Consider the following 21,456-nt stretch of genomic DNA (forward strand, 5'->3'; position numbering starts at 1 on the left):
CATACTGCACTCATAATAACCCGTACGGCGAGCCCGCCGCGATAGGAGTCCAAAGAGCATGGCAGACGCAGAGAGCAACCTCGTTCCCTCCGAAGCAGCCGACCAGGTCGAGGTCGCGCTCGAGAAACAGGCAGCAGCCGACGACGGCATCCTGTACCTCAACGAGTATCAGTACGAAAACGACCTCGTCACCGACTTCGCCCGCTTGGTCGCCTCGCCCAGGCGTCGCGGCTCGCTGTATGTCGCCGCGGCAATTGCCGCGCTGCTCGGCATCGGCATGTTGGTGGCCGGCGGCAACTGGATCAAGTTTGGCGTCGTCCTGATCGTGTTCGGCGCCTTTTTGGCCTGGTGGAGCAAAAACCTGCACCACACGCTCGCCCGCGACTTTATCGACGCCGTCGAGGCCGACAAGTCCATGGGTGGCCGCTATCGCCGCGTCGCCGCCAACGAGGACGGCTTGATGGTATGGGGCAAGAGCGGCAAGTCGCAGTTCTTCCCGTTTGAGAAGCTCGACCACGTACTCGACGGCGAGCGCATCTTTGTTGCCATGTTCGCAGACCAGGGCGTGACGATCCCCAAGGACACCTTTGTTCGCGGCGACGCCGAGCAGTTTGGCTCCTTCCTTAAGGCGCGCATCAACAAAAAGCTCCGCATCGAGACCAAGAAGAAGAAAATGAAGGCCGAGAAGGCTGCAGCCGAGGCCAAGCAGGGAGACAAGGCAGACAAGCCCCAGGACAACAAGGGCAAGCAGTGCAAGCAGAAGAAGGGCAAGAAGAAGCGCTAAGGCCAAGTCAGACAGGCAGCCTCGCATCCCGCTATCCTCCCCATGCACCAGAGCGTGCTACACTAGCAGCATCTATGCCACCGCGAATGGCTCGGCCCCGCGCCCGCCGCTCGCAAACGAACTTTAAACGCACGAGGGTTGGCCATGCCGCTTTTCTCGCAACATACCGCCCGGTTCTCGCCGGACGTCCCTTTGGAGGGCACCAGCTCTCGCGAGCTGCTCAAGCGGTACCAGCCGCTCGAGACGCTTGCGACCGGTGGTTTTGGCTCCATCGAGATTTGCCGCGACACGCACCTGCGTCGTCGCGTGGCCATTAAGCGCATCCCTCTTATCAACGGCTCCGGCATGCCCGCCAGCGACATCATGGATGTACTGCGCGAGGCACATACCGCCGCCATGCTTCAACATCCCAATATCGTGCAGGTTATCGACTTTACGCATGACACCGCCTATGCCTACCTGGTCATGGAGTATGTCGACGGCATGTCGCTGGCCGAGTTTTTGCATCGTGTGGACGGCCACTCGCTCACCTTTGACGAGGCAGCGACCATTGCCGACGCGTTGGGTCAGGCGCTCACCTTTGCCCATGCAAACGGCGTGCTTCATCTGGATATAAAGCCCGCCAATGTGCTCATTGACCACTCGGGCAATGTAAAGCTCACCGACTTTGGCATGGCGCGGCTGTCATCTGCCGGCGGCTTTGGCGGATCGCGCGGCGGCACCATCGGCTACATGCCGCCCGAACAGCTCGATATCGAGACCGGCACGGTCGACGAGCGCGCCGATGTCTTTGCCCTTGCCTGCGTGATCTACGAGGGCCTGTGCGGCAGCGCCCCCTTTATTGCGGCAACGCCTGCCGACTCGCTCGACCGCATCATCGGCGGCGCCACCTACCCCAGCGAGCCGATCCCGCACTTTCCCCCGGGAGCCGAGGCAGCGCTCATGAGCGCCCTCTCCCCTATGCCGCAAGACCGCCCCGATAGCATCGAGGCATTCTGCGACCAACTCCTTGCCGGCTTGGGGAGCGTGCGCGAAGGCCGTCGCAGCTTGGAGCAGATGGTAAGCGAGCTTTCGGACGACGAGCACGCGGCAGACGATATGGAGTCGCTACCTTACGAGGATAACGCCATCGAAGTCGACCCCGCGCTTGGTTGGGCGGGCACGCGCTGGAGCTGCGCGCGCGATTACACCATGCGCGGTATCTCGGCACTAACGTGTGCAACCTTCAGCTTTTTGCTTATGCAGACAGCGGGCGTCGCGGCGCTTCCCGGGCTGGTCGCCGCGGCCATCGCTATTGGCGCGGCGGCAGGCTTGGCACCGCAGATCGGCTCGGCTATCTCGGCCGTGGGCTTTTTGGTGCTCATGGCCAACGCCACCATGCAGGAGCAGGGCATCCTGTCGATGCTGCCGGTCGCGGTCATTTTTGCCGCCGCCATGTCCGGATGGTGGATTGCCTGGGGACGCACCGAAGCGGCCGCGAGCGCGGCACTCACCTGCGCGCTTGCGCTAGGTTGTCTAACCGGCGACGCCATCCTTGCCGCCGGGGCCGCCGCGGGCTTCGCGGCGTTTTGGCTCGGCCCGGCAAGCGCCGCTGCCGCCACGGGTATAGGCGCGCTTTTTGCCCGCCTGGCCGCAGCTGCCCTCCCTACGGGAGGCGTGCTGGGGCTTGGCAATGTCGCCGCAGCGCTGGGCGACGCGTTCCTCTGGGCCGCCTTCGCACTGATTGCAGCAGCAGCCGCGACAACGTCGCTGCTGCTCAATGCCCATGCCAAGCGCGCCGAGCAGGGGTCAAACCTCGCCGCCATCGTCGCAATTGCCGTCGCCGGTATCGGCTCGGCCGTATCGTTTTGTCTTGCACACCATATGGAAATTGCCAGCCTTGCGGGCACGGTCGTCGCCAAGGCGGCGGTTGCGGGAATCCTATCCTCTATAATCGTTGGGATATGCCTGTATTTGCTCGGATACCAAAGAACCTATACGGAGAGTGATCTTTCGTGAACTTCCTGAACATCTTCGAGGACCACGTGGCCGGCATCTTCGGTGCCACCCGTGCCCCGTTCTCCTTTAAGAAGCTTGCCAAGCAGGCTGCTCGCGACATGGAGGATCAAACTCTGGTGATCAACGGCGTCAACACCGCGCCGGCGCTCTATACCATCCTGATCGCCACCGATGACGATCCCATGCTTGCCCCGTTCTATCCCGAGCTTTCGCGCGAGGTGCGCGAGTTTGTGAAGGCGCAGGCCGAAAAACGCCGCTACGTCTTTGTCGGCGAGCCCCTTGTTCGCTTTATGATCGACCCTCAGCTGCGCGCCGGCAAGTTCTCGGTCTTTGCCGAGAACGTCGACGCTCCCACGCTCGGCCGTCTGTACGAGGAAGAGCGCGCCTATCAAAATGGCCTGGGACAGAACAGCTCGGCCACAAGCCGTGCCGCAAGCGCCCCCCGCGCCGGTCAGCAGCAGTTTGCATCGCCGCAGCAATACCCGGCCGCCATGCCCCAGCAGCAGCCGACACCCCGCGCTGCCACTCCCGACCCGCTCGCTGTGGCCGACCCCTTTGCACCCAATGTCCCCGATCCCGCAGCCCCCATCCCTGTGCCGCAAACCGTCTCGCGCGACGCACTTGCCGGTATGGGCGGAGCGGCTGCCACTGGCGCCGCCGTGGGCCTTGGCGCTGCGACCAGCATCGCCTCCAACATGGCAAGCCCCCGCGCCCCACAGCGTCCGCTCGCCCAACTCGTCGACGTCGTGAGCGGCGAGAGCCACAACATCACCTCCGCGCAGGTGACCATCGGTCGTGAGCGCTCGGTATCCGACATCGCCCTGCGCGACCCCAACGTGTCGCGCCGTCATGCCCAGCTCACCTTTACCGGCTCTGACTGGTCGATCGAGGACCTCAACTCCACCAACGGCACGCTCGTCAACAACCGCCGCATCACGCGCTGCCCGCTGCGCAACGGCGATCTGCTAACGTTTGGCCTGAGCACCTTTGAATTTAGGGGTTAATCGCTTATGAACATCGATATCGTCCTTTTTGCAGGCCGCATCGTACTGGTCGTCCTGCTTTATATCTTCTTGTTCGCCGTCATGAAGACCGGCGTGGGGCTCGTGCGCGGCCAGCGCCGCGACTCTGCCATCTGGACGATCGATGTGGACAAGGGCCCGCGCGGCATCCGCGGTATTCACGTGGATATGCTTGGCCCCGTCATCGTCGGTCGTTCGCCGTCATCTGACATCTGCATCAACGAGCCGTTTGTCTCTGCCTCGCATGCGCGTTTTTCGCTGCAGGGCCCGGCACTTATTATCGAGGACCTCAACTCACTCAACGGCACCCTTGTTAACGGCCGCCAGCTGGTGGAGCCCGCAACGCTGCGCGAGGGCGACGAAGTCCAGATTGGCGACGTGGTCATGAAGGTGAACCGTCGATGATCGACGAGGAGAACAAGTCCGCAACCATGTCCGAGGCGCTGGCTGCCCCCGCGGCCGTGCCGGCTCATGCCGCCCCGGCGGGCCCTGCGCCCGTGGAGCCCGAGGACACCGTGTTCTCCCTGCCTCTTTCGCATGTAACGCAAGACCATCCGATGCCCATCGATGGCCAGGATGAAGATAATTCCACCGATGCCCCCATCGGCGCGCACGCCGTTGCCGATCAACCTTCGGCACCGGAAACTACACCTGCGCCGGCCCACTTTGCCGAGTCTGTCGCCGCGGCAATCGATGAGAGCGCCGCGGTGTTTTTGGCCCCCGAGCCCACGGCACCGGTGTTTCCCGTAGTTCCAGCACCCACCGCAGCGCCCGAGCCCGCATCTACACCGGCACCCGCGGCGGCATCCTCCCCCGCGGCCGCATCGGCGCCCGAGGCCGTGCAGCCTACGGCCGAAGAGATGCCCGTCGCAGCGACGGAGGACGCCTCTCAGCCCCACAGCACGCCCGCGCCCGCACACTTTGCGGCACCCGAGCCCGCAGCCGTCGCCCCGCAAGACGAAGAGTCTGCCGACCACACAACCGAAGTGCCCGCCACGTCTAAAGTCGACGAACCGAGCAACGAGGCCAACGCCGTCTCGCCCGGCGACACGGCCGAGATTGATGTCGCCGCCGTGGAGGCCAAGCTCAAGGACCCTGGTTCGACCATGAGTTTTGAGCCGCTGACCGACGAGCGCATCGAGACCGATTCGACCTACGATGCCGGCACCACCACGCAACTCATGTGGGGCGCCCGCTCCGATGTTGGCTGCGTACGTCCGCACAACGAGGACTCCTACCTGGTACAGTCGCCGCTCTTTTGCGTGTGCGACGGCATGGGTGGTCACGCCGCCGGCGAGGTAGCCTCCTCCATCGCGGTCGAGACCATCGCCAAGACGGCGCCACAGGCTGCCGACGCCGCGCGCCTAGCCGCAGCCGTCGAAGCTGCCAACGCCGCCGTCATCGAGGCCGCACTCAACGGCCTGGGCAAGCCCGGTATGGGCTGCACGGCGACCTGCGCCTATATCGAAAACGACATGCTCGCCATCGCCCACGTGGGCGACTCGCGCGCCTACCTGCTCCACGAGGGCACGCTCATCCGCGTGACCCGCGACCACTCCTATGTGGAGGAGCTCGTGGACGCTGGCGAAATTACGGCCGATGAGGCGCGCGTCCATCCCAACCGCTCGGTTATCACGCGTGCGCTGGGTTCGGACCCCGCCATGTATGCCGACCACTTTACCCTGCACATCGAAGAGGGCGACCGCCTGATCCTGTGCTCGGACGGCCTTTCGAGCATGATTCCCGATAGCGAAATCGAAAACATCGCCACGCAATCGTCTACGGCGCAGATTTGCGTCGACAACCTGGTGGACGCCGCGCTCGCTGCCGGCGGCCACGACAACGTGACGGTAGTCGTTGTGGACCTGGTCGACGACGGCGTCATGCGCGAGGCGAAGCGCGTTCGCCGCCGCAACGTCACCATTGCCGCCATCCTGGGCATCGCTTTTGTGCTGGCGGCAGCCATCTGGGCCTACGCGGGCGTCACCGGCTCGTATTACCTGGGCACCTACAAGGACACCGTCGCGGTCTACCGGGGCATTCCCGGCAAGCCGCTCGGCCTTAAGCTGCACTGGCTCGAGAGCACGACCGCCATCAAGCTATCCGACCTACCCGAAGACACGCAGAATCGCCTGAAAGCAGGCATTCCGCAAACGAGTGTCGACGACGCGCAGGACACTATCTCCAAGTACCGTCATCAAATCGATGAGGAACAGACCCGCCAGGTGATCGACGCGCAAACGATTCGCGACAACACCGACCAGGAATCGACTTCCAAATCGAATTCCGAAAAAACCGCCGAACAGTCCGCCGAGGCCGAAGCCTCCGATAAGAATTAGAAAGGGGGTGCCGCTTATGAGTCGCCGCAACACCGAAATGCTCTTGCTCATCGCCTCGGCGTTCCCCGTCATCCTGCTGTATGCGATGTACGTGCTCACCGCAGGCGCTTCCATCTCGTTTGAAACGCTCGCCGTGCCGATCGGTCTCTTTGCCGCCTTCGCCGCGGCGCATATCGCCGTGCGCATCCTGGCGCCCGGTGCCGATCCGGCCATCCTGCCCATCGTCTTTGTGCTTTCGGGTATCGGCATCACGTTCGTAACGCGTCTGGCACCCGCCCTCGCCATCTCGCAGCTCGTCATTCTGTTTGTCTCGGTGGCACTGATGGTGGGCACGCTCGCGATGATCAAGAATCTCGATGTGGTCATGCGCTACAAGTACACCTTTGGCATCATCGGCATCATCTTGCTGATGCTGCCCATCTTTATCGGCACCACCATCTCGGGCTCCAAGCTGTGGATTCGCATCGCCGGCTTCACCATCCAGCCCGGCGAGTTCGCCAAGATTTTTATCGTATTGTTCTTGGCCGGATACCTAGCCGAAAACCGCGAGCTACTCTCCATCTCCAATCGCAAGATCTTGGGCCTCAAGGTCCCGCGCCTGCGCCTGCTGCTACCGCTGTTCGCTGTGTGGGGTGTATGCCTTCTGGTCGTTGTCTTCGAGCGCGACTTGGGCTCCGCCGTGCTGTTCTACACCATCTTCTTGCTGATGCTCTACGTCGCCACGGGACGTTTCTCGTATGTCGTCATCGGCCTTGCGCTTTTGGCAGTGGGTGCCGTGGGCGCCTACAAGTTCCTGTCGCATGTCCAGGTACGTTTCCAGATCTGGGCCGACCCCTTTAAGGATGCCCAGGGCCAGGGCTACCAGATTGTGCAATCCCTTTTCTCGTTGGCTGACGGCGGTCTTATCGGCGTTGGCATCGGTAATGGCATGGCCAATAACATCCCCGTCGTCGAGTCCGACTTCATTTTCTCGGCCATCGGCGAGGAAATGGGCCTTTTGGGCGGCGGCGCCGTACTCGTCCTGTTTATGCTCTTTGCCGTGCGAGGCCTGACCACGGCCGCCCGCGCTAAGTCCGACCTTGCCGCATTTAGCGCCACGGGCCTCACGGCCGCCATTAGCTTCCAGGCCTTCTTGATCGTTGGCGGCGTTACCCGCCTGATTCCGCTGACCGGCGTCACCCTGCCCTTTATGAGCCAGGGCGGCTCCTCGCTGCTGGCGAGCTTTATCATTGTCGCGCTTTTGCTGCGCGCCGGCGATGAGGCCACCGGTCGCGAAGCCGAGCTCACCGGCACCGGTACCATGGCCGCCATCACTGACGACCAGGTCGCTTCTGCCGCGGCGCATGCCGGCACGCGCTTCGCTTCTTCGTCTTCCTACGGCCGTGGCAGCCACTCCACCGGCTCGCGCATGCGTCGTCGCCTGCTCGATACGCCCGAATCTGGCGTGCTCGGCCGCGTGGCGCTCGCCAACCGCCTAACCCGCGCGGTGTTTGCCTTTACGGCCCTGTTCGCCATCCTCATCGGCAACCTCACCTATGTCCAGGTCATCAAGGCCAAGGATTACCAGGATATGCCGACTAACAATCACACCATCGCCCGTTCCAAGTACATCCAGCGCGGCTCCATCATCACGTCCGACGGCGTGACGCTGGCCGAATCGCTGCAACAGGAGGACGGCACCTACGTACGCTCCTACCCTAACGGCAACCTGGCCGCCCATGTGGTTGGCTATGTGAGCCAGCAGTACGGTACCGCCGGCATCGAGAGCGTGATGAACGACACGCTCACCGGTTCCAAGGATTACTCCAGCTGGAACAACGCCATCGCGTCGCTCGCGGGCCAAAACCAGCCGGGCAACACCGCCAAACTCACCATCGACTCCCGCATCCAGACGGCCGCCGAACAGGCTCTCAAGGGCTTTAAGGGCGCCATTGTGGTCATGGACCCGCGCACTGGCGCGGTGCTCGCATGCGCCAGCTCGCCCACCTACGACAACACCAACATCGACGCCCTGCTGCAATCGGGCGGCGGTGAGGACAGTTCTATGTACGACCGCGCCATGGACGCCCTCTATACTCCGGGCTCCACGTTTAAGGTCGTCACGCTTTCGGCGGCACTCGAGACCGGCACCGCAAGCCTTTCGAGCACTTATCAGGCGCCCGGTTCCATGGATATCGGCAATGCACCGGTCACCAACTCCGCCAATGAGAGCTACGGCACGATTAGCCTGCAGCAGGCCTTTGCCGTGTCGTCCAACGTCGTCTTTGGTCAGGTGGCAAACGAGGTCGGCGCCAGCTCACTCGTACAGTTCGCCAACGCCTTTGGCTATGGCCAAAAGCTCGGTCAGGACCTAACCGCCACGGCGTCCATCATGGCCGACCCCTCGCTCATGACCGAGTGGGAAACCGCCTGGGCCGGCGCCGGCCAGCCCGTCGGCATGGACCACACGCCGGGTCCGCAGACCACCGTCATGCAGAACGCCGTTATTGCGGCGGCCATCGCCAACAGCGGCGTCGTCATGGACCCGTTCTTCGTTGCCCAGGTGCTCGCCCCAGACGGAACCGTGGTCAAGACCACGCAGTCCCGCTCACTGGGCCAGGCCGTCAGCGCCACCACGGCCGAACAGGTCAAACAGGCCATGCTCGACGTCGTTCAATCCGGCACCGGCACCGATGCCCAGATTCCGGGCGTCAAGGTTGCCGGCAAGACCGGCTCTGCCGAGACCGTCGGTACCAACGTCAACTCGATGTTCGTCGGTTTTGCGCCTTACGATTCACCCACGGTCGCCATCTCGGTAGCCTTGGAGGATTACGACAAGCACGACGTCGAGGCGGCAAAGATCGCCGGCATCGTCCTGACCGCGGCGCTTGCCGCCCAGGGAGCGTGATGCCCGTGATTGATGCGCAAGCATGGGGCGTGCCGCGGCCGATAACGCTAGCGGCAATGCGCCACACGGCCCCAGCGGCCTCAAATTTGGTACTACACACATCGTTGAGCGAATAGTCATGTTAGGAGCAGGAATGGAACAGAGGGTCCTCGGGGGAAGATACCTCCTCAAGGATAAGGTAGGGACAGGCGGCATGGCGACCGTCTACCGTGCACAGGACCAGGTCCTCGACCGCACGGTAGCTATCAAAATCATGCTGCCGCAATATGCCGGCGACGCCACCTTTGCCGCACGCTTTAAGCAGGAGGCCCAGGCAGCCGCCGGCCTCTCCTCCCCCTATATCGTCGGCGTCTACGATTGGGGCAAGGACGGCGACACCTATTACATCGTCATGGAATACCTGCGCGGCACCGACCTTAAGAGCGGCATCAAGAGCCACGGCGCCCTTGACCCCAAAAAGGTCGCTCAGATCGGCTCGCAGATCAGCTCCGCACTTTCGGTCGCCCACAAGCACGAGATCATCCACCGCGATATTAAGCCGCAGAACATCATGGTGCTGCCCGACGGCAACATCAAGGTCATGGACTTTGGCATCGCGCGCGCCAAGAACAGCCACCTTACGCAGGACAACAACGTTTTGGGCACCGCCCACTACGTAAGTCCCGAGCAGACCCGCGGGCAGGATCTAGGCCCCACCTCGGACATTTACTCGCTGGGCGTCGTGATGTACGAGTGCGCCACCGGCCGCGTGCCTTTCGACGGCGACGATGCCATCTCGGTCGCACTCAAGCAGGTCAACGAGCTGCCCGTGCCGCCGAGCCAGATCAACTCCGGTGTCGATGCCGATCTTGAGCGCATTATCCTCAAGTGCATGGAAAAAGATCCGGCTAACCGTTTCCAGACGGCCGACGAGCTGCGTCAGGTGCTCAACAGCTACCTGTCTGGTCGCGCCGTCAACGTGCCGGAGCCTACGCGCGTTATCGGCGCCGTTGGCGACCTGGGTGCCACCAAGACCCGAGAGCTATCCGACCAGACGCGCGCCATGGTACGCCCCGTTTCGGGCGTGAGCGGACAAAATAACGCTCGCAGCTCCGTCTCGAGTTCAACCGGCTCTTACGCCACCGAGCAGCCCAAATCCAACAAGAACAAGATCATCGCCGCCGTAGTTGCTGCGGTAGCCGTAATCGGCGTCATCGTGGCCTTTGCCACCGGACTCTTTGGCGGCGAGCAGGTCCCGGTTCCCGATGTGTTGGGTAAGGACCAGGAGACCGCCGTCGAACTGATTAAGGATGCCGGCCTTGACGTCGGAACCATTGACCAGAGCTACAACGACGACGTCGACGAGGGAAAGGTTGTCGAGCAGACTCCTAACGGTCACACCAAGAAGCCCAAGGGCACCAAGGTGAATCTGGTAATCTCCAAGGGTCCCAAGCCCTCCGAGAAGGTTGATGTCCCGCAGCTCGTTGGTCTGACCAAGGACCAGGCAGAGGCGGCGCTGGCAAGCGTCGGCCTTAAGGGCAATGCCACCGAGGAAGCCAACGAGGCCGAAAAGGGCGAAGTCTTTGAACAGGGCACCGATGCGGGCAAGGAAGTCGAGAAGGGCACGACCATTTCGTACAAAGTCTCGAGTGGACCCGACACCACCTCCGTTCCCGATCTGACCGACATGACCGAGGCTCAGGCACGCAACGCCCTCGATATGGCCGGCTTCGGCGTCGATGTGACCTATCAGGAGAACGATTCCGTCACCGAGGGCACCGTCATTAGCTGGAACCCCAGCGGTAAGCAAAAGCCCGGCGCCACGATTACCGTCGTCATCGCCAAGAAGTCCGGCAAGGCAAACGTTCCGGGCAACCTGTACGGCAAGAGTATCTCCTCCGCCGTCACCGCGCTCAACAACGCCGGATTCTACAACATCGCATTCTGCGATCAGAACGGCAACCCCGTGAGTGGTAACGAAAACGCCACCGTGACGGGCGTCTCCCCCACTGGCAAGCAGTCCACCGACAGCACGATCACGCTGACGGTTTCGATTTCTGGCTCTGGCACCGATTCAGGCGACGATTCCGGCACGACCAACTAGCCATCGAGACCATTGCCCACAGCGGCTGATGCCGCAAACATATTCGCTCACAGGCGCCCGCTTGCTCCCCCAGCAAGCGGGCGCTTTCTTTATCGACAGACCAAGGCTCCATAGCAACGCAAAGAGGCCCGCCGAAGCGAGCCTCCCAGGTGACAACAGATATGTGATGCAGTAATTGCTAGCCGCAGAACTTCACCATGGTCTCGACCATGGACTCAGGAGTATCCTGAGCCAGGATCTCGGCACAGGAGTTATCATCCATAAAGATGCCCATCAGCGCCTGGAGAATAAACACCTGGCCCTCGGCGTGGGCAAGCAGGCCCAGGTTCACAATAAACTCGGCGGGGACGGGATCGCCCATACCGCCCATAGCCTCAAACTCAATGGGAGTCTTGGGCTTGATGATGGCAATGTAGGGCTTTACGAGATGCTCGGGGTCGACGTGCGGAATCGCGACGTTGATGGCCTGGCAACCAAGACCGGTGGGGTAATTGGTCTCGCGCTCCATAATGGCATCGAACCACGAGTCCTTAACGTAACCACGAGAGCTGAGCTCCTCGCCAAGCTTTTTAAAGAAGTCCACACGGTCAGTGGCCTCAAAATCAAAGAAAACGAGCTCCGGCTTAAAAAGATCGGTGTCAACAGCAGACATGGCGTTCCTTTCAGATACATCGCACCCTTTGAAAACAACGAGGGCACATATAGCTCAATGAAGAATTAAAACAGATCGCGGAGACGGACCTTCCGCCCCCGCGATCCCAGGGGGCTACTAGGCGAGCGGCTCGGCGCCGTTGGCAAAGACGCGAATGACCTGCGTGAAATCCTCGAGCAGGCGCTCGTAGGCAGCAGTGGTCATATCATGCCAGTACACTACGGCATTGCTGTCGTTGGCGCGACGCGACTGGACAAGGTCGCAGACTGTCTCGCCGGCATACTTTACGCCGTAGGTGTAGTAGTTGATCTTACGGATGCCGGCGTCGATGGCCTTGTGGTAATCCTCATCGGATACGCCGGAGCCGCCATGCATGACCAGCGGAATCTCGACGCGATTGCGAATCTGGTCGAGCACCTCAAAGGAAAGCTGGGGCTCGCCGCGATACAGGCCGTGCACGGTTCCGAAGGAGCAGGCAAGGATATCGAGGCCGGTGGAGGCGACAAAATCGAGCGCCTGGTCGGGATCGGTGTAGGTTGCACCGGAACCGCCCTCGGGAGCAGCGGAGCCGTCCTCGAGAATATCGCCCTCACGAGCTCCCAGGCTGCCCAGCTCGCACTCAAGGCCGCAATCGAAGCTTGCGCACATGGCGGCGGCGCGGCTGGAGTTAGCGATATTCTGCTCGTAAGGAAGCGCAGATCCATCGAACATCGCGCCGTTGAAGCCCATCTCGAGCGCGCGACGCATGTAGGACAGGTTCTCGCAATGATCGAGATGTACGCACACCTGCGCGGTAGAACGCTCGGCAAGCGCGACCATTGCAGGGCCCATGACATCGAGCGGCGTAATGTCGTCGTGGCACTCGGCGTGCTGGATGATCACGGGATACCCCGTTGCCTCGGCGGCGTCGATCGCAGCGCGGACGGCCTCGAGGCTCGGCGTGTTAAACGCCGCGATAGCCATGTTGTTCTGCTCGGCGATACCACAGATATCACGAAGATTGACAAGCATGGTAGTTCCTTCCTATCAAGTTAGTAATTTGAGATGGAGTTGCCAAATGAAGCTTTACGCGTCTTGGTCGATGGGCTTTTGCCCGTAACGGTGGAATACCGCAACGGCCTCATCTATCTGCTCTTGAGTCATGGTCGCCATAGGCATCCCCGTCGACAGAGCCACGGAAACAGTTTTTGCCGCCTCCTCGAGATAGACGCAAGAGAAGAGTGCCTGACGAAGATCGCGACCCACCGCAATGACGCCGTGATGCTTCAAAACGACCGCAAGTCGATCGCCAATCGCCTTAACGGCCTCAACGCCCATAGACAGACTGCCCGGATCACCGTATTCCGCCACGGCAACCGGTCCTTCAGTCGCATTTGCCATCGTGGACAAATTGCAGGGAAGCTCGTCCATGACAAGTCCCAGACCAGTCGCATATGGCTGATGCGTATGGATTACGGCGTTAACTTGCGGCATGTTCTTATAGATGTACAGCAGCGCCTCGGTATCCACAGACGCTTTGCGCTCTCCCTCGATGATATTTCCATCGAGATCAACAACAAGAATGTCCTCGGGGACCATGTCGTCGTAAATCATGCCCGAAGGCGTGACAAGAACCTCACCAGAGTCCATTCGGCAACTTACGTTACCGCCCGACAACGCAATAAGGCCGTAGCGATCGAGTTTGAGAGCAGCGTTCAGAACTTCCTGCTTCTGTGTATCAAACATTTCTTTACCTCGCGGTTCTCGAATCCTTCGGCCCCGCCAAATCGAAAAGGCAAAATCGCTGCATTGATTTCTTTATTAGTGCTTTTTGCCCTTACGGTCATGACGGCGGCTTTTTGGTTTTTCATCATCGGAAGCTTTCTCTGCTTCCAGGTACTCGGAGTTGACCCTGCGGGCGCGCGCCTTAAGCGTATCCGGATGAATCTTGTACTCCAGGTCACAAATCCTCTGGAACAGCTCACGACCGTCAGTCATGACACGCGTTTGGAGCCAATAACGACCCCTCAAAAGCCCACTGTTGTTAACTCTGATATAAATCTTTCCAGCGGAGGGGAACTCTCTAACGCGGAAGGACGTCACGTCATTCCACAGATATCGGTCGGTCCTACCCCACGCAGAAAAAGCGATCGCCTCATCGTCAATCTCAACCGTCTGCGGGTTGGCAATTGCCACGAACGTGTTCCATACCTGATAAGCGGCCGGAACCATCAAGACGATCATGATGCCGGGGACAATACCCTTATAGGCGAGATAGGGACACACGAGGAGGGCCGCCAGGCACACTATCCCCGTTAGAGTAACCTCGATAAAGAAATAGCGTTTGAGATAGCTGTAGGTCGTCTTCATAGTGCCCCGTTTCAAAAAGACCTGGCGCACACACACCGTACACGCCAGGTCCTATCCGATTAAATCAGCCCTGCATTAAACCAGCTTAGTAGGATAACTTACGCCTCGACCTCATGCATGGCCTTGGCCTCCTTGAGGATGCGAGCGCGGTTCCAGACAGCCATACCGATAGCGACCACGGCGACGATAGCGGCACCGATGTAGCCGAGCCAGCCATTCAGGCGAGTGATGACCCAAGTGAGCGGGTTAGCGCCGTCGCAAATGGAGGAAATCATGGTGTCAGCAGCACCGGTAGCACCGGCGATGTCAAATCCAACGTTGTTGGCAGCCGTGGTGATGAGCGGAGCAAGGTCAGTAGCGATGTACAGGCCAACGGCGAGGACAATGATACCGATCAGGATGCCACGGAAGCCGTTGTTCTCAACGATCGGGGTGATGAGAACGAACATCCAAGGCACAACTGCAAGGTCAGCAAAGGGCAGAACCTTGTTGCCCGGCAGCACGACGGCCAGAACGATCATCAGGGGAACCAGAATATAAGCGATGGTGAGGGTGGTCGGATGACCGACGCCCACGGCAGAATCGAGACCGATGTAAATCTTGCCACGGTTCTTAAAACGCTTCTGAACGAACTCGGAAGCGGAATCGCTGATGGGGATCAGGCCCTCCATGAGCAGGGCTGCCATCTTCGGGATGAGAACCAGAACAGCGCCGAGGGAAACGCCGGTGGTGAGCACGCTGGCCAGAGAGGTCTGGATGTCTGCGCCGTTCCAGTATGCAAGAGAGCCGATAACGAGACCGATAACGGAACCGATAATCATGGGCTCACCGAAGATGCCGAACTTCTGCTGAAGATCGTCAACGTTGATGTCGATGTCCCTGAGGCCAGGGATGTGATCGATAATCCAGTTAAAGAGCATGGCGATCGGTGCATAGGCGGTAGTGAAACCATGCGGCAGGGAGACACCGGGCATACCCAGAGACTTCTCGACCTGCGGAGCAGTGTAGTCGCCCAGAACCATGATGATAATCATGTTCAGGACAGCAGCGATAACACCCATGGCGATGTTGTCCGTAACAATCGCGACGAGGGCGCCCGTAAAGGCGAAGTGCCAATAGTCCCAGATGTCAACGTCGACGGTCTGAGTGGTGTTCGTCAAGAGCATGACGATGTTAACGATGAGGCCGAGCGGAATGATGATGGTACCGACGACCGAGCCCATCGCGATGGCGGCGGCAGCAGGCCAACCGACATCGATAACGGACAGACTGAAACCAAAGCGCTCGATCATTTCCTGAACGGCAGGAGCGAGCGTCGTGCCAAGCAGGCTATTGATGACGAGGTTGAGGCCAATAAAGCCAATACCGACCGTCAGGCCGGCGCGCAAGCTCTTACCAAAGCCCGCACCGAGCACGCAGCCGAGAATCGTAATGACGATGGGCATAACCACAGATACGCCCAGCGAGTTAATGAACGAGAAAAAGCCAAGAATTGCGTCCATCGCGTTCTATCCCCTTTCAAAATAGACACAGTTATCCTGGGGACGTATGTCCCTTCCAATACAACGCTAGTTTTTAGCCGGGTGATCCCTTTTCGGCAGGGACTACTCAGCCATCAGGGCCAGGATCTGCTCCTCAGCAGCGGCAGTGCCAACACCGGTAAGATAGGGAATGCCGTTGACGTAGGGGCACTGAAGACCAGCAGGGGCCATGGTCGTGGCGATCAGGAAGTCAAAGTTGGGGGACTTTGAAGGGGCCTCGGAAACCTTGCACTGGGTGATCTCGAACTGTCCGGCATAGCCCTTGGAGATGAGCATCTCCTCGACCTTCTTGTGAACGGCAGTAGAAGTGCAGATACCAGAACCACAGGCCAACAGAATCTTCTTCATATCTTTCTCCTTTCGGAATTAACGTATTACTAAAAGTAACCCACTAGAACCGGAACTGCCCGTCAATTTATATATGGCGGTTCGCTGGCTCCGGCTCCACGGCTACCAGTTTATCCGTCACCGGATGGTGGAAGGCTAATCGCCCATCACCACGACCTTCACCTTGCGCGTGCGCTCGCGGGTGCGGTCATAATCAACGAGGTAGATGCTCGCCAGACCGTTCATCTCGAGTTTGCCCTCGGCAACCTCGAACGTCTGGTTGCTGCCGACCAGCGTGGAACGCAGGTGCGCGTCGCCGTTCCACAGCATGGTGCGGTCACCGCCCGGCAGCCAAGCCTCCAGGTTGGGCCAGGACTCAACCTCCTCAAAGTGGCGCAGGCCGGGATAGCGGTAGGTGTTCCAGTCGTGCTGCTCCGGGAAAATACGCTCGAGGCCGGCATTCAGGTCGGCCTGGAGATACGTGTCGCCCGCGGGCGTGTAGTCGTGATCGAACTCCTCGGAGAAGACCGCGCAGGTGGTGTGGCAGGAAATCACCGTGACGGTGCCCTCCTTGATGCCGGAGTTCTCGACGGCAGCGGCAACGCCGTCGGTAATATCGACATACGTCGGCTTGCCAGCGAGCGTGTCCGTCTTTAGGGTCTCTTTGTAGACAGCCATGTTTTACGCCTCCTTGCAAAAATCGGTACGAGCACGATCGAGTGCCTCGAACATCTCGTCAAGCGTTGCAAACGGATCCTCGGCGGCAACGATGCCAGAGGTGCCACCCGTTGCGTCGGCGCCGTACTTGATGGCGTCGTAAACGTTCTGGCCAGTGGAAATACCAGCTGCCTGAAGTACCTTGGTCTGAGGGGAAACCGCCTTGACGGCCTCGGTCGACTCGCGCATGTAGTCCTCACCTGCGACCTGACCGGTGCCGATAAGGCTCGTCAGCTCGCACACCATGACATCGGGGTGCAGGCCGGCGATCCACTCGCCCTCCTCCACGGAGTCGGCGCACACGACGGTAAGGATGCCCACCTCGTTGGCACGCGCAATGGTGGAAGCGAGCTCGTGAACGGTGCAGGGGTTCTCTGCATGGTTGAGGAACGTCGCCTTGACGCCTGCGGCAGCAAGGGCCTCGGGAAGCACATGGCCCATGCCGCGACCGGGCTTGAGGCTCTCCATGTGCTGCGCACACGGAATCAAGTGCGGGCAGGTCTCGATGATGTGCGGAAGGTCGATCAGCTGCGCGGTGAACAGCACGTCAAAGTCGTACTTGGCCGCCAGCTCATCGGTCTTTTTTGCGAGCGCATAGATATCCTCGCCGTACAGGTACGACTTAGGATTCACCACAAAAAACGGCGTCCTGAGCTGAGTTTTCTCCATAGCATCAAGCCTCTCTACTCTCTGTCCTCGCAGCCCCGTAGCGATGGACAACTAATAGACTAGTTGTACACTTCACTGTGTACATCTAGTTGTATACCAGAATGAACAGCTTTATGTACCTGATATGGAGTTGCGCTCTTTGAACGGTCGATTATTTCCCATGAACGGCGGAGTCAGTAAATACAGGCAGCATGGGAGCATCTTGCCTTAGACCGGCTAGTCGGCCTGTTCGGCCGTTCCTACGATATGCTGCCCCGGCTTAAACCACGTATAGGTCCATTCGATGCAGACCCCGTCTTCCAGGCAGATGTTTTGTTCTAGCAACAGCAGCGCGGCCGACTCGCTGCAGCCAAGTAGCTCGCCGTATTCGATGCCGGCAGTTCGCGCGCTGTAACGCATGTGCGAGATTTTGATTTTGCGCCCTGAACACTGCTGAACGGCGTTGAAGAGCGATTCCTGGGTGTAGTCGATATCCAACAGTCCCGGGCACTCCGGTAGATTCAGCCAGCTCTCTTGGCACATGATGGGCTCGCCGTCCACCGTGCGCACGCGGCGCATAAACATGGACTCAACGCCGGGCTCGATACCCAGCTCCGCCGCCACTTCGGCACTTGCCGGGGTCACGCGCTGCTCGAGAACATGCGTCTCGAACTCCTTGCCCTGCTCGTGTAGCGAATCGGCAAACGAGAGCGGGCGAACACCGGCCGGATGCGAAATGCCTGGTTCGGCAACATACGTTCCGCTGCCACGCACCTGGACCAGCAGACCTTCCTCGACAAGCGATTTCAGCGCCTTGCGCACCGTACCGCGCGCAACCCCAAACACACTCATAAGCTCGTGTTCCGAAGGAATCTTGCTTCCGGCGGTCCACTGCTTGGTAAATATCCGCTCTCGCATAATCTCGGCAAGCTGCAAATAGATAGGATCTTTCGACTTGAGTATGGCAAGGTCAATCGAATTTCTCGGTGCTCCGTGCTGCGCATGAACCAGCGCAGGACCGCTTGCAACGGTTTCATGAACGTCAAAATTTGCAGCCAGTTCGATCGCCTCCCAGTTGTCTACTTCTTGTACAACATAACGCATGGCGTTGCATAACGTGCCGAGAAATCGAAGAACGGACGAAACCGTTCGCCCACCGTTATTTTAGCGGGCAAAGAGTGGGTAAGAATGGCTTGTTAGATGGTGACGCGGGTGTCGACGGCCCGAATCCGGCCTTTAAACCAGAAGAGCCCGGTACCGTGGTGGTACCGGGCTCGATATTGCTCTGGTGCCCCCGGGCGGATTCGAAAACTCCCCCCGCGGGAAAATCGGTGACGCGGGTGTCGACGGCCCGAATCCGGCCCTTAGACCAGAAGAGCCCGGCACCGTGGTGGTACCGGGCTCGATATTGCTCTGGTGCCCCCGGGCGGATTCGAACCGTCGACACCCGCTTTAGGAGAGCGGTGCTCTATCCCCTGAGCTACGGAGGCATGTTGTACTAGTGTAGCAGATTTGCGCCACTGCCATGCAGCGCATAGCCACTCTTCGAAGTTACGGTGGGACAGCCTTCCGGAAAGCGTGTCCCACTATCCAGACGAATTCTGGGACGGGCTTTCCGGATGGGGCCTCTCTAGGAAACTACGACCCGAAATTTGAGCTCGAAACGGGATATGGTTTCCCAAATGAGCCTGTTCCAGAAACTGCATCCCAGAATAGGCGCTCAAACTGGGATGATATTTCCCCAGCGAATCCCGCGAAGAGCTACAGGTAGTCATTGGGGACGTTCTTTAATGACTAGTCGTTTGAGAACGTCGCAGGCGACTAGTTGCCTTTGTGGAAAAGGCCTTTGATAACGGAGGGGATGCTCTTGGCGCCCTTGGCCGTCACATCGATAAAGTCAGGCGAACGCACAAGCTTATCCTCGTCGACGTACTTGCGAACTGCACGAAGCGTCTCTTTGTCGTCGCGCGTCGAAAACGTAAAGTGGCCGTTATCCTTGGTAAAGATAGCAAAACGCGTGATCTTCTTAGTGCCGCGCAAAACCTCGGCGGCAATATAGTCGACCTCGTCCCACGGAATTTGAATAAAATCCTCGGGATTGCGCTCGTTGTAATACTCGAACGCCTTATTGCCCACCATCACGTTACCGTGGCTGGTAAGCCCCATCAGGCAGGTTGCCGGTGTTGCCAGATCGACCGTGCTGTTCTGAGATTGCGCCATGCGCGCCTCGCCCTCCAAATAAAACAATCGGACCGCATCCAGTGTACCCACCGGGTGCGGTCCGTTTCAATGGCTCAAAAGCCCTTGCCTAGCAACTCTCGGTCTTAAGCCGAAGCGTGCTTACATGAAGCCGCAAACGCGACCGATGATACCGACGGCGAAGAGAGCCAGGATGATGACGATCGGGCTGACCTTCTTCTTGAGCAGCTTGCAGACGAACAGCGTCAGGCACACGGCAGCAAGGCCGGGGATGAGCTGATCGAGGTTAGCCTGAAGCGTGGTGACCTTCACCTGATCAAGGGCGGTAGCACCGACGGAGTTGTACATCGTCAGCGCTTCCTTGATGCCCTCGGCACCGGAAGGCAGGTTAGCCCAGTCAATGAAGGCGCCGGCAGACTGCGTGACCTTGGAGACGACCGGGGTGAAGGAGATGGACACCCAGCGCTCGACCAGGGCGCCGATGATGAACATACCCAGGATGGAAGCACCCTCGGTGACCTTGCCCATCAGACCGCCGGAGAGGTCCTTGGCGATGGAGGAGCCGACCTTATAGCCAAACTCCTGCGTGTACCACAGGAAGGCGTAACGGATGATGTTCCACGCGAAGAAGAACAGCAGCGGACCGGCGATGCTGCCGGACAGGGCCAGGGAAGCGCCCAGAGCGCCCAGGATCGGGCGAAGGGTGAACCAGAAGGCGGGGTCGCCGACGCCGGCGAGCGGGCCCATCATACCGACCTTGACGCCCTGAATGGCAACGTCATCGATCGGTGCACCGTTGGCGCGCTCCTCCTCGAGAGCGAGGGTAACGCCAATGACGGGGGCGGAAACATAGGGATGGGTGTTATAGAACTCCAGGTGGCGCTTAAGCGCGGAAATCTGGTCGTCCTTGCTGGTGTAGAGCTTCTTGATCGCAGGGATCATTGCGAAGCACCAGCCGCCATTCTGCATACGCTCGTAGTTCCACGAGCCCTGAAGGAACTGATGACGGAAGCAAACCTTCTTGCGGTCAGCCTTGGTGAGCTGAATCTTGTTCTCTGCCATATGTATCACTCCCCTCCTACTCGTAATCGTTCAGAATGTCGCCGAGCGGGTCACCGGAGCCACCGCCCATGCCGCCACCCTGCTTGGCCAGATCCTTGAGGCCAAGGTAGATGAGGGCAAGGGAGATGCCGATGAGGCCAAGAGCGATCAGCGTGAGCTGAGGGATGGCAGCAAGGACAAAGCCGAGGATGAAGAACGGCCAGGTCTCCTTGGTGGCCATCATGTTGATGACCATGGCGTAACCGACGGAAGCGACCATGCCGCCGCCGACAGCCATACCGCCGGACAGCCAGTCGGGCATAGCGTTAAGCGCGTTGGTAACCGCCTCGGCCGGGATGATGCACAGAAGTACTGCCGGGATGGCGATACGAAGGCCCTGCATGAGGATGGCGGCGTACTGCCAGCGCTCGATGCCGGAGAAGTCACCCTTCTCGGCGCAACCGTCCATGGCGTGAGCGATAGCGGTAGCCAGGGTACGGCAGATCATGGTCAGGAACAGACCAGCGACCGACAGCGGGACTGCGACGGCGATGGCGGCGGTAACGGCCTTGGCCGAATCGGTGGCGCCACCGTTGAGGGCGAGCACCATGATAATCGAAGAAGCGACCGAGGCCAGAGCGGCGTCAGGCGCGACGGCAGCGCCGACGTTAGCCCAGCCAAGGGCCATCATCTGGAGCGAACCGCCCAGGAGGATGCCCTCCTGAAGGTGACCGGTTACGAGACCGATAAGCGTGCATGCCACGAGCGGCTGATGGAACTGGAACTCATCCAGAATGCCTTCCATACCGGCAAGCAACGCGACAATCGCAACAAGCAGAATAGTGATTGCAGACATGTATCGGACCCTC

19 protein-coding genes and 1 tRNA gene are annotated in these 21,456 nt (G+C 60.0%); 7 read left to right on the forward strand and 13 right to left on the reverse strand.

Annotated features, from left to right (window positions below; genetic code table 11):
- Nucleotides 1-58: 58 nt before the first annotated feature.
- The 7 genes from ACTQ48_RS02130 (at nucleotide 59) to pknB (ending at nucleotide 11,113) form a co-directional block, all read left to right on the forward strand.
- A complete protein-coding gene (locus tag ACTQ48_RS02130) occupies nucleotides 59-784 on the forward strand; it encodes a hypothetical protein (protein ID WP_427719328.1) in 726 nt (241 codons plus the stop codon).
- Between the two features lie 144 nt (nucleotides 785-928).
- Complete coding sequence (locus ACTQ48_RS02135; protein ID WP_441570015.1) at nucleotides 929-2,782, forward strand: serine/threonine-protein kinase; 1,854 nt, start codon at nucleotides 929-931, stop codon at nucleotides 2,780-2,782.
- Nucleotides 2,779-3,786: an FhaA domain-containing protein gene (locus ACTQ48_RS02140; RefSeq protein ID WP_441570016.1), complete on the forward strand. Its 1,008-nt coding sequence runs from the start codon at nucleotides 2,779-2,781 to the stop codon at nucleotides 3,784-3,786. Before ACTQ48_RS02135 ends, ACTQ48_RS02140 begins: the two co-directional genes overlap by 4 nt.
- Before the next feature lie 6 nt (nucleotides 3,787-3,792).
- Nucleotides 3,793-4,209 carry an FHA domain-containing protein gene (locus tag ACTQ48_RS02145; RefSeq protein WP_055250779.1) on the forward strand — a complete coding sequence of 139 codons (417 nt, stop codon included), beginning with the start codon at nucleotides 3,793-3,795 and terminating at the stop codon, nucleotides 4,207-4,209.
- Nucleotides 4,206-6,143, forward strand: coding sequence for a Stp1/IreP family PP2C-type Ser/Thr phosphatase (locus ACTQ48_RS02150; protein WP_441570017.1), 1,938 nt, complete (start codon nucleotides 4,206-4,208; stop codon nucleotides 6,141-6,143). The genes ACTQ48_RS02145 and ACTQ48_RS02150 overlap by 4 nt, the downstream gene beginning before the upstream one ends.
- Nucleotides 6,144-6,159: 16 nt before the next feature.
- Entirely contained in the window at nucleotides 6,160-9,030 is a 2,871-nt protein-coding gene (locus ACTQ48_RS02155) for an FtsW/RodA/SpoVE family cell cycle protein (protein ID WP_441570018.1), read from the forward strand.
- 133 nt (nucleotides 9,031-9,163) lie between these two features.
- Nucleotides 9,164-11,113: a Stk1 family PASTA domain-containing Ser/Thr kinase gene (gene pknB, locus ACTQ48_RS02160; protein ID WP_441570019.1), complete on the forward strand. Its 1,950-nt coding sequence runs from the start codon at nucleotides 9,164-9,166 to the stop codon at nucleotides 11,111-11,113.
- Nucleotides 11,114-11,291: 178 nt separating this feature from the next.
- On the opposite strand, the gene ACTQ48_RS02165 is transcribed toward pknB, so the two are convergent.
- The 13 genes from ACTQ48_RS02165 to ACTQ48_RS02225 form a co-directional block, all read right to left on the reverse strand.
- Nucleotides 11,292-11,765, reverse strand: a complete 474-nt coding sequence (locus ACTQ48_RS02165) for a PTS sugar transporter subunit IIA (RefSeq protein ID WP_441570020.1) — start codon at nucleotides 11,763-11,765, stop codon at nucleotides 11,292-11,294.
- A gap of 117 nt (nucleotides 11,766-11,882) precedes the next feature.
- Complete coding sequence (locus ACTQ48_RS02170; RefSeq protein WP_427727380.1) at nucleotides 11,883-12,776, reverse strand: class II fructose-bisphosphate aldolase; 894 nt, start codon at nucleotides 12,774-12,776, stop codon at nucleotides 11,883-11,885.
- A gap of 54 nt (nucleotides 12,777-12,830) precedes the next feature.
- Nucleotides 12,831-13,490, reverse strand: coding sequence for a class II aldolase/adducin family protein (locus tag ACTQ48_RS02175; RefSeq protein WP_441570021.1), 660 nt, complete (start codon nucleotides 13,488-13,490; stop codon nucleotides 12,831-12,833).
- 75 nt (nucleotides 13,491-13,565) lie between these two features.
- On the reverse strand, nucleotides 13,566-14,114 hold the full coding sequence (locus ACTQ48_RS02180) for a hypothetical protein (protein ID WP_427727375.1): 549 nt from the start codon (nucleotides 14,112-14,114) through the stop codon (nucleotides 13,566-13,568).
- 98 nt (nucleotides 14,115-14,212) lie between these two features.
- Nucleotides 14,213-15,616: a PTS galactitol transporter subunit IIC gene (locus ACTQ48_RS02185; RefSeq protein WP_427727373.1), complete on the reverse strand. Its 1,404-nt coding sequence runs from the start codon at nucleotides 15,614-15,616 to the stop codon at nucleotides 14,213-14,215.
- A gap of 102 nt (nucleotides 15,617-15,718) precedes the next feature.
- Nucleotides 15,719-16,003 (reverse strand): PTS sugar transporter subunit IIB, encoded by a 285-nt coding sequence (locus ACTQ48_RS02190; RefSeq protein WP_427727371.1) that lies wholly within the window; start codon nucleotides 16,001-16,003, stop codon nucleotides 15,719-15,721.
- A 135-nt stretch (nucleotides 16,004-16,138) separates the two neighbouring features.
- Nucleotides 16,139-16,660, reverse strand: coding sequence for a YjbQ family protein (locus ACTQ48_RS02195; protein WP_427727369.1), 522 nt, complete (start codon nucleotides 16,658-16,660; stop codon nucleotides 16,139-16,141).
- Nucleotides 16,661-16,663: 3 nt separating this feature from the next.
- Nucleotides 16,664-17,368 (reverse strand): triose-phosphate isomerase, encoded by a 705-nt coding sequence (locus tag ACTQ48_RS02200; protein ID WP_427727367.1) that lies wholly within the window; start codon nucleotides 17,366-17,368, stop codon nucleotides 16,664-16,666.
- Nucleotides 17,369-17,584: 216 nt separating this feature from the next.
- Entirely contained in the window at nucleotides 17,585-18,451 is an 867-nt protein-coding gene (locus ACTQ48_RS02205; RefSeq protein ID WP_441570022.1) for a GntR family transcriptional regulator, read from the reverse strand.
- Between the two features lie 310 nt (nucleotides 18,452-18,761).
- Nucleotides 18,762-18,837, reverse strand: a tRNA-Arg gene (locus ACTQ48_RS02210).
- A 331-nt stretch (nucleotides 18,838-19,168) separates the two neighbouring features.
- Nucleotides 19,169-19,567 carry a DUF956 family protein gene (locus ACTQ48_RS02215; protein ID WP_427719318.1) on the reverse strand — a complete coding sequence of 133 codons (399 nt, stop codon included), beginning with the start codon at nucleotides 19,565-19,567 and terminating at the stop codon, nucleotides 19,169-19,171.
- A gap of 120 nt (nucleotides 19,568-19,687) precedes the next feature.
- Nucleotides 19,688-20,608: a PTS system mannose/fructose/sorbose family transporter subunit IID gene (locus ACTQ48_RS02220; protein WP_154518429.1), complete on the reverse strand. Its 921-nt coding sequence runs from the start codon at nucleotides 20,606-20,608 to the stop codon at nucleotides 19,688-19,690.
- Nucleotides 20,609-20,624: 16 nt separating this feature from the next.
- The gene (locus ACTQ48_RS02225; protein WP_055285302.1) at nucleotides 20,625-21,443 is read right to left on the reverse strand and encodes a PTS mannose/fructose/sorbose transporter subunit IIC; all 819 of its coding nucleotides are present in this window, start codon (nucleotides 21,441-21,443) and stop codon (nucleotides 20,625-20,627) included.
- Nucleotides 21,444-21,456 lie beyond the last annotated feature (13 nt).

The sequence above is a fragment of the Collinsella sp. Sow4_E3 genome, from assembly GCF_052116285.1.
Lineage (GTDB): Bacteria > Actinomycetota > Coriobacteriia > Coriobacteriales > Coriobacteriaceae > Collinsella.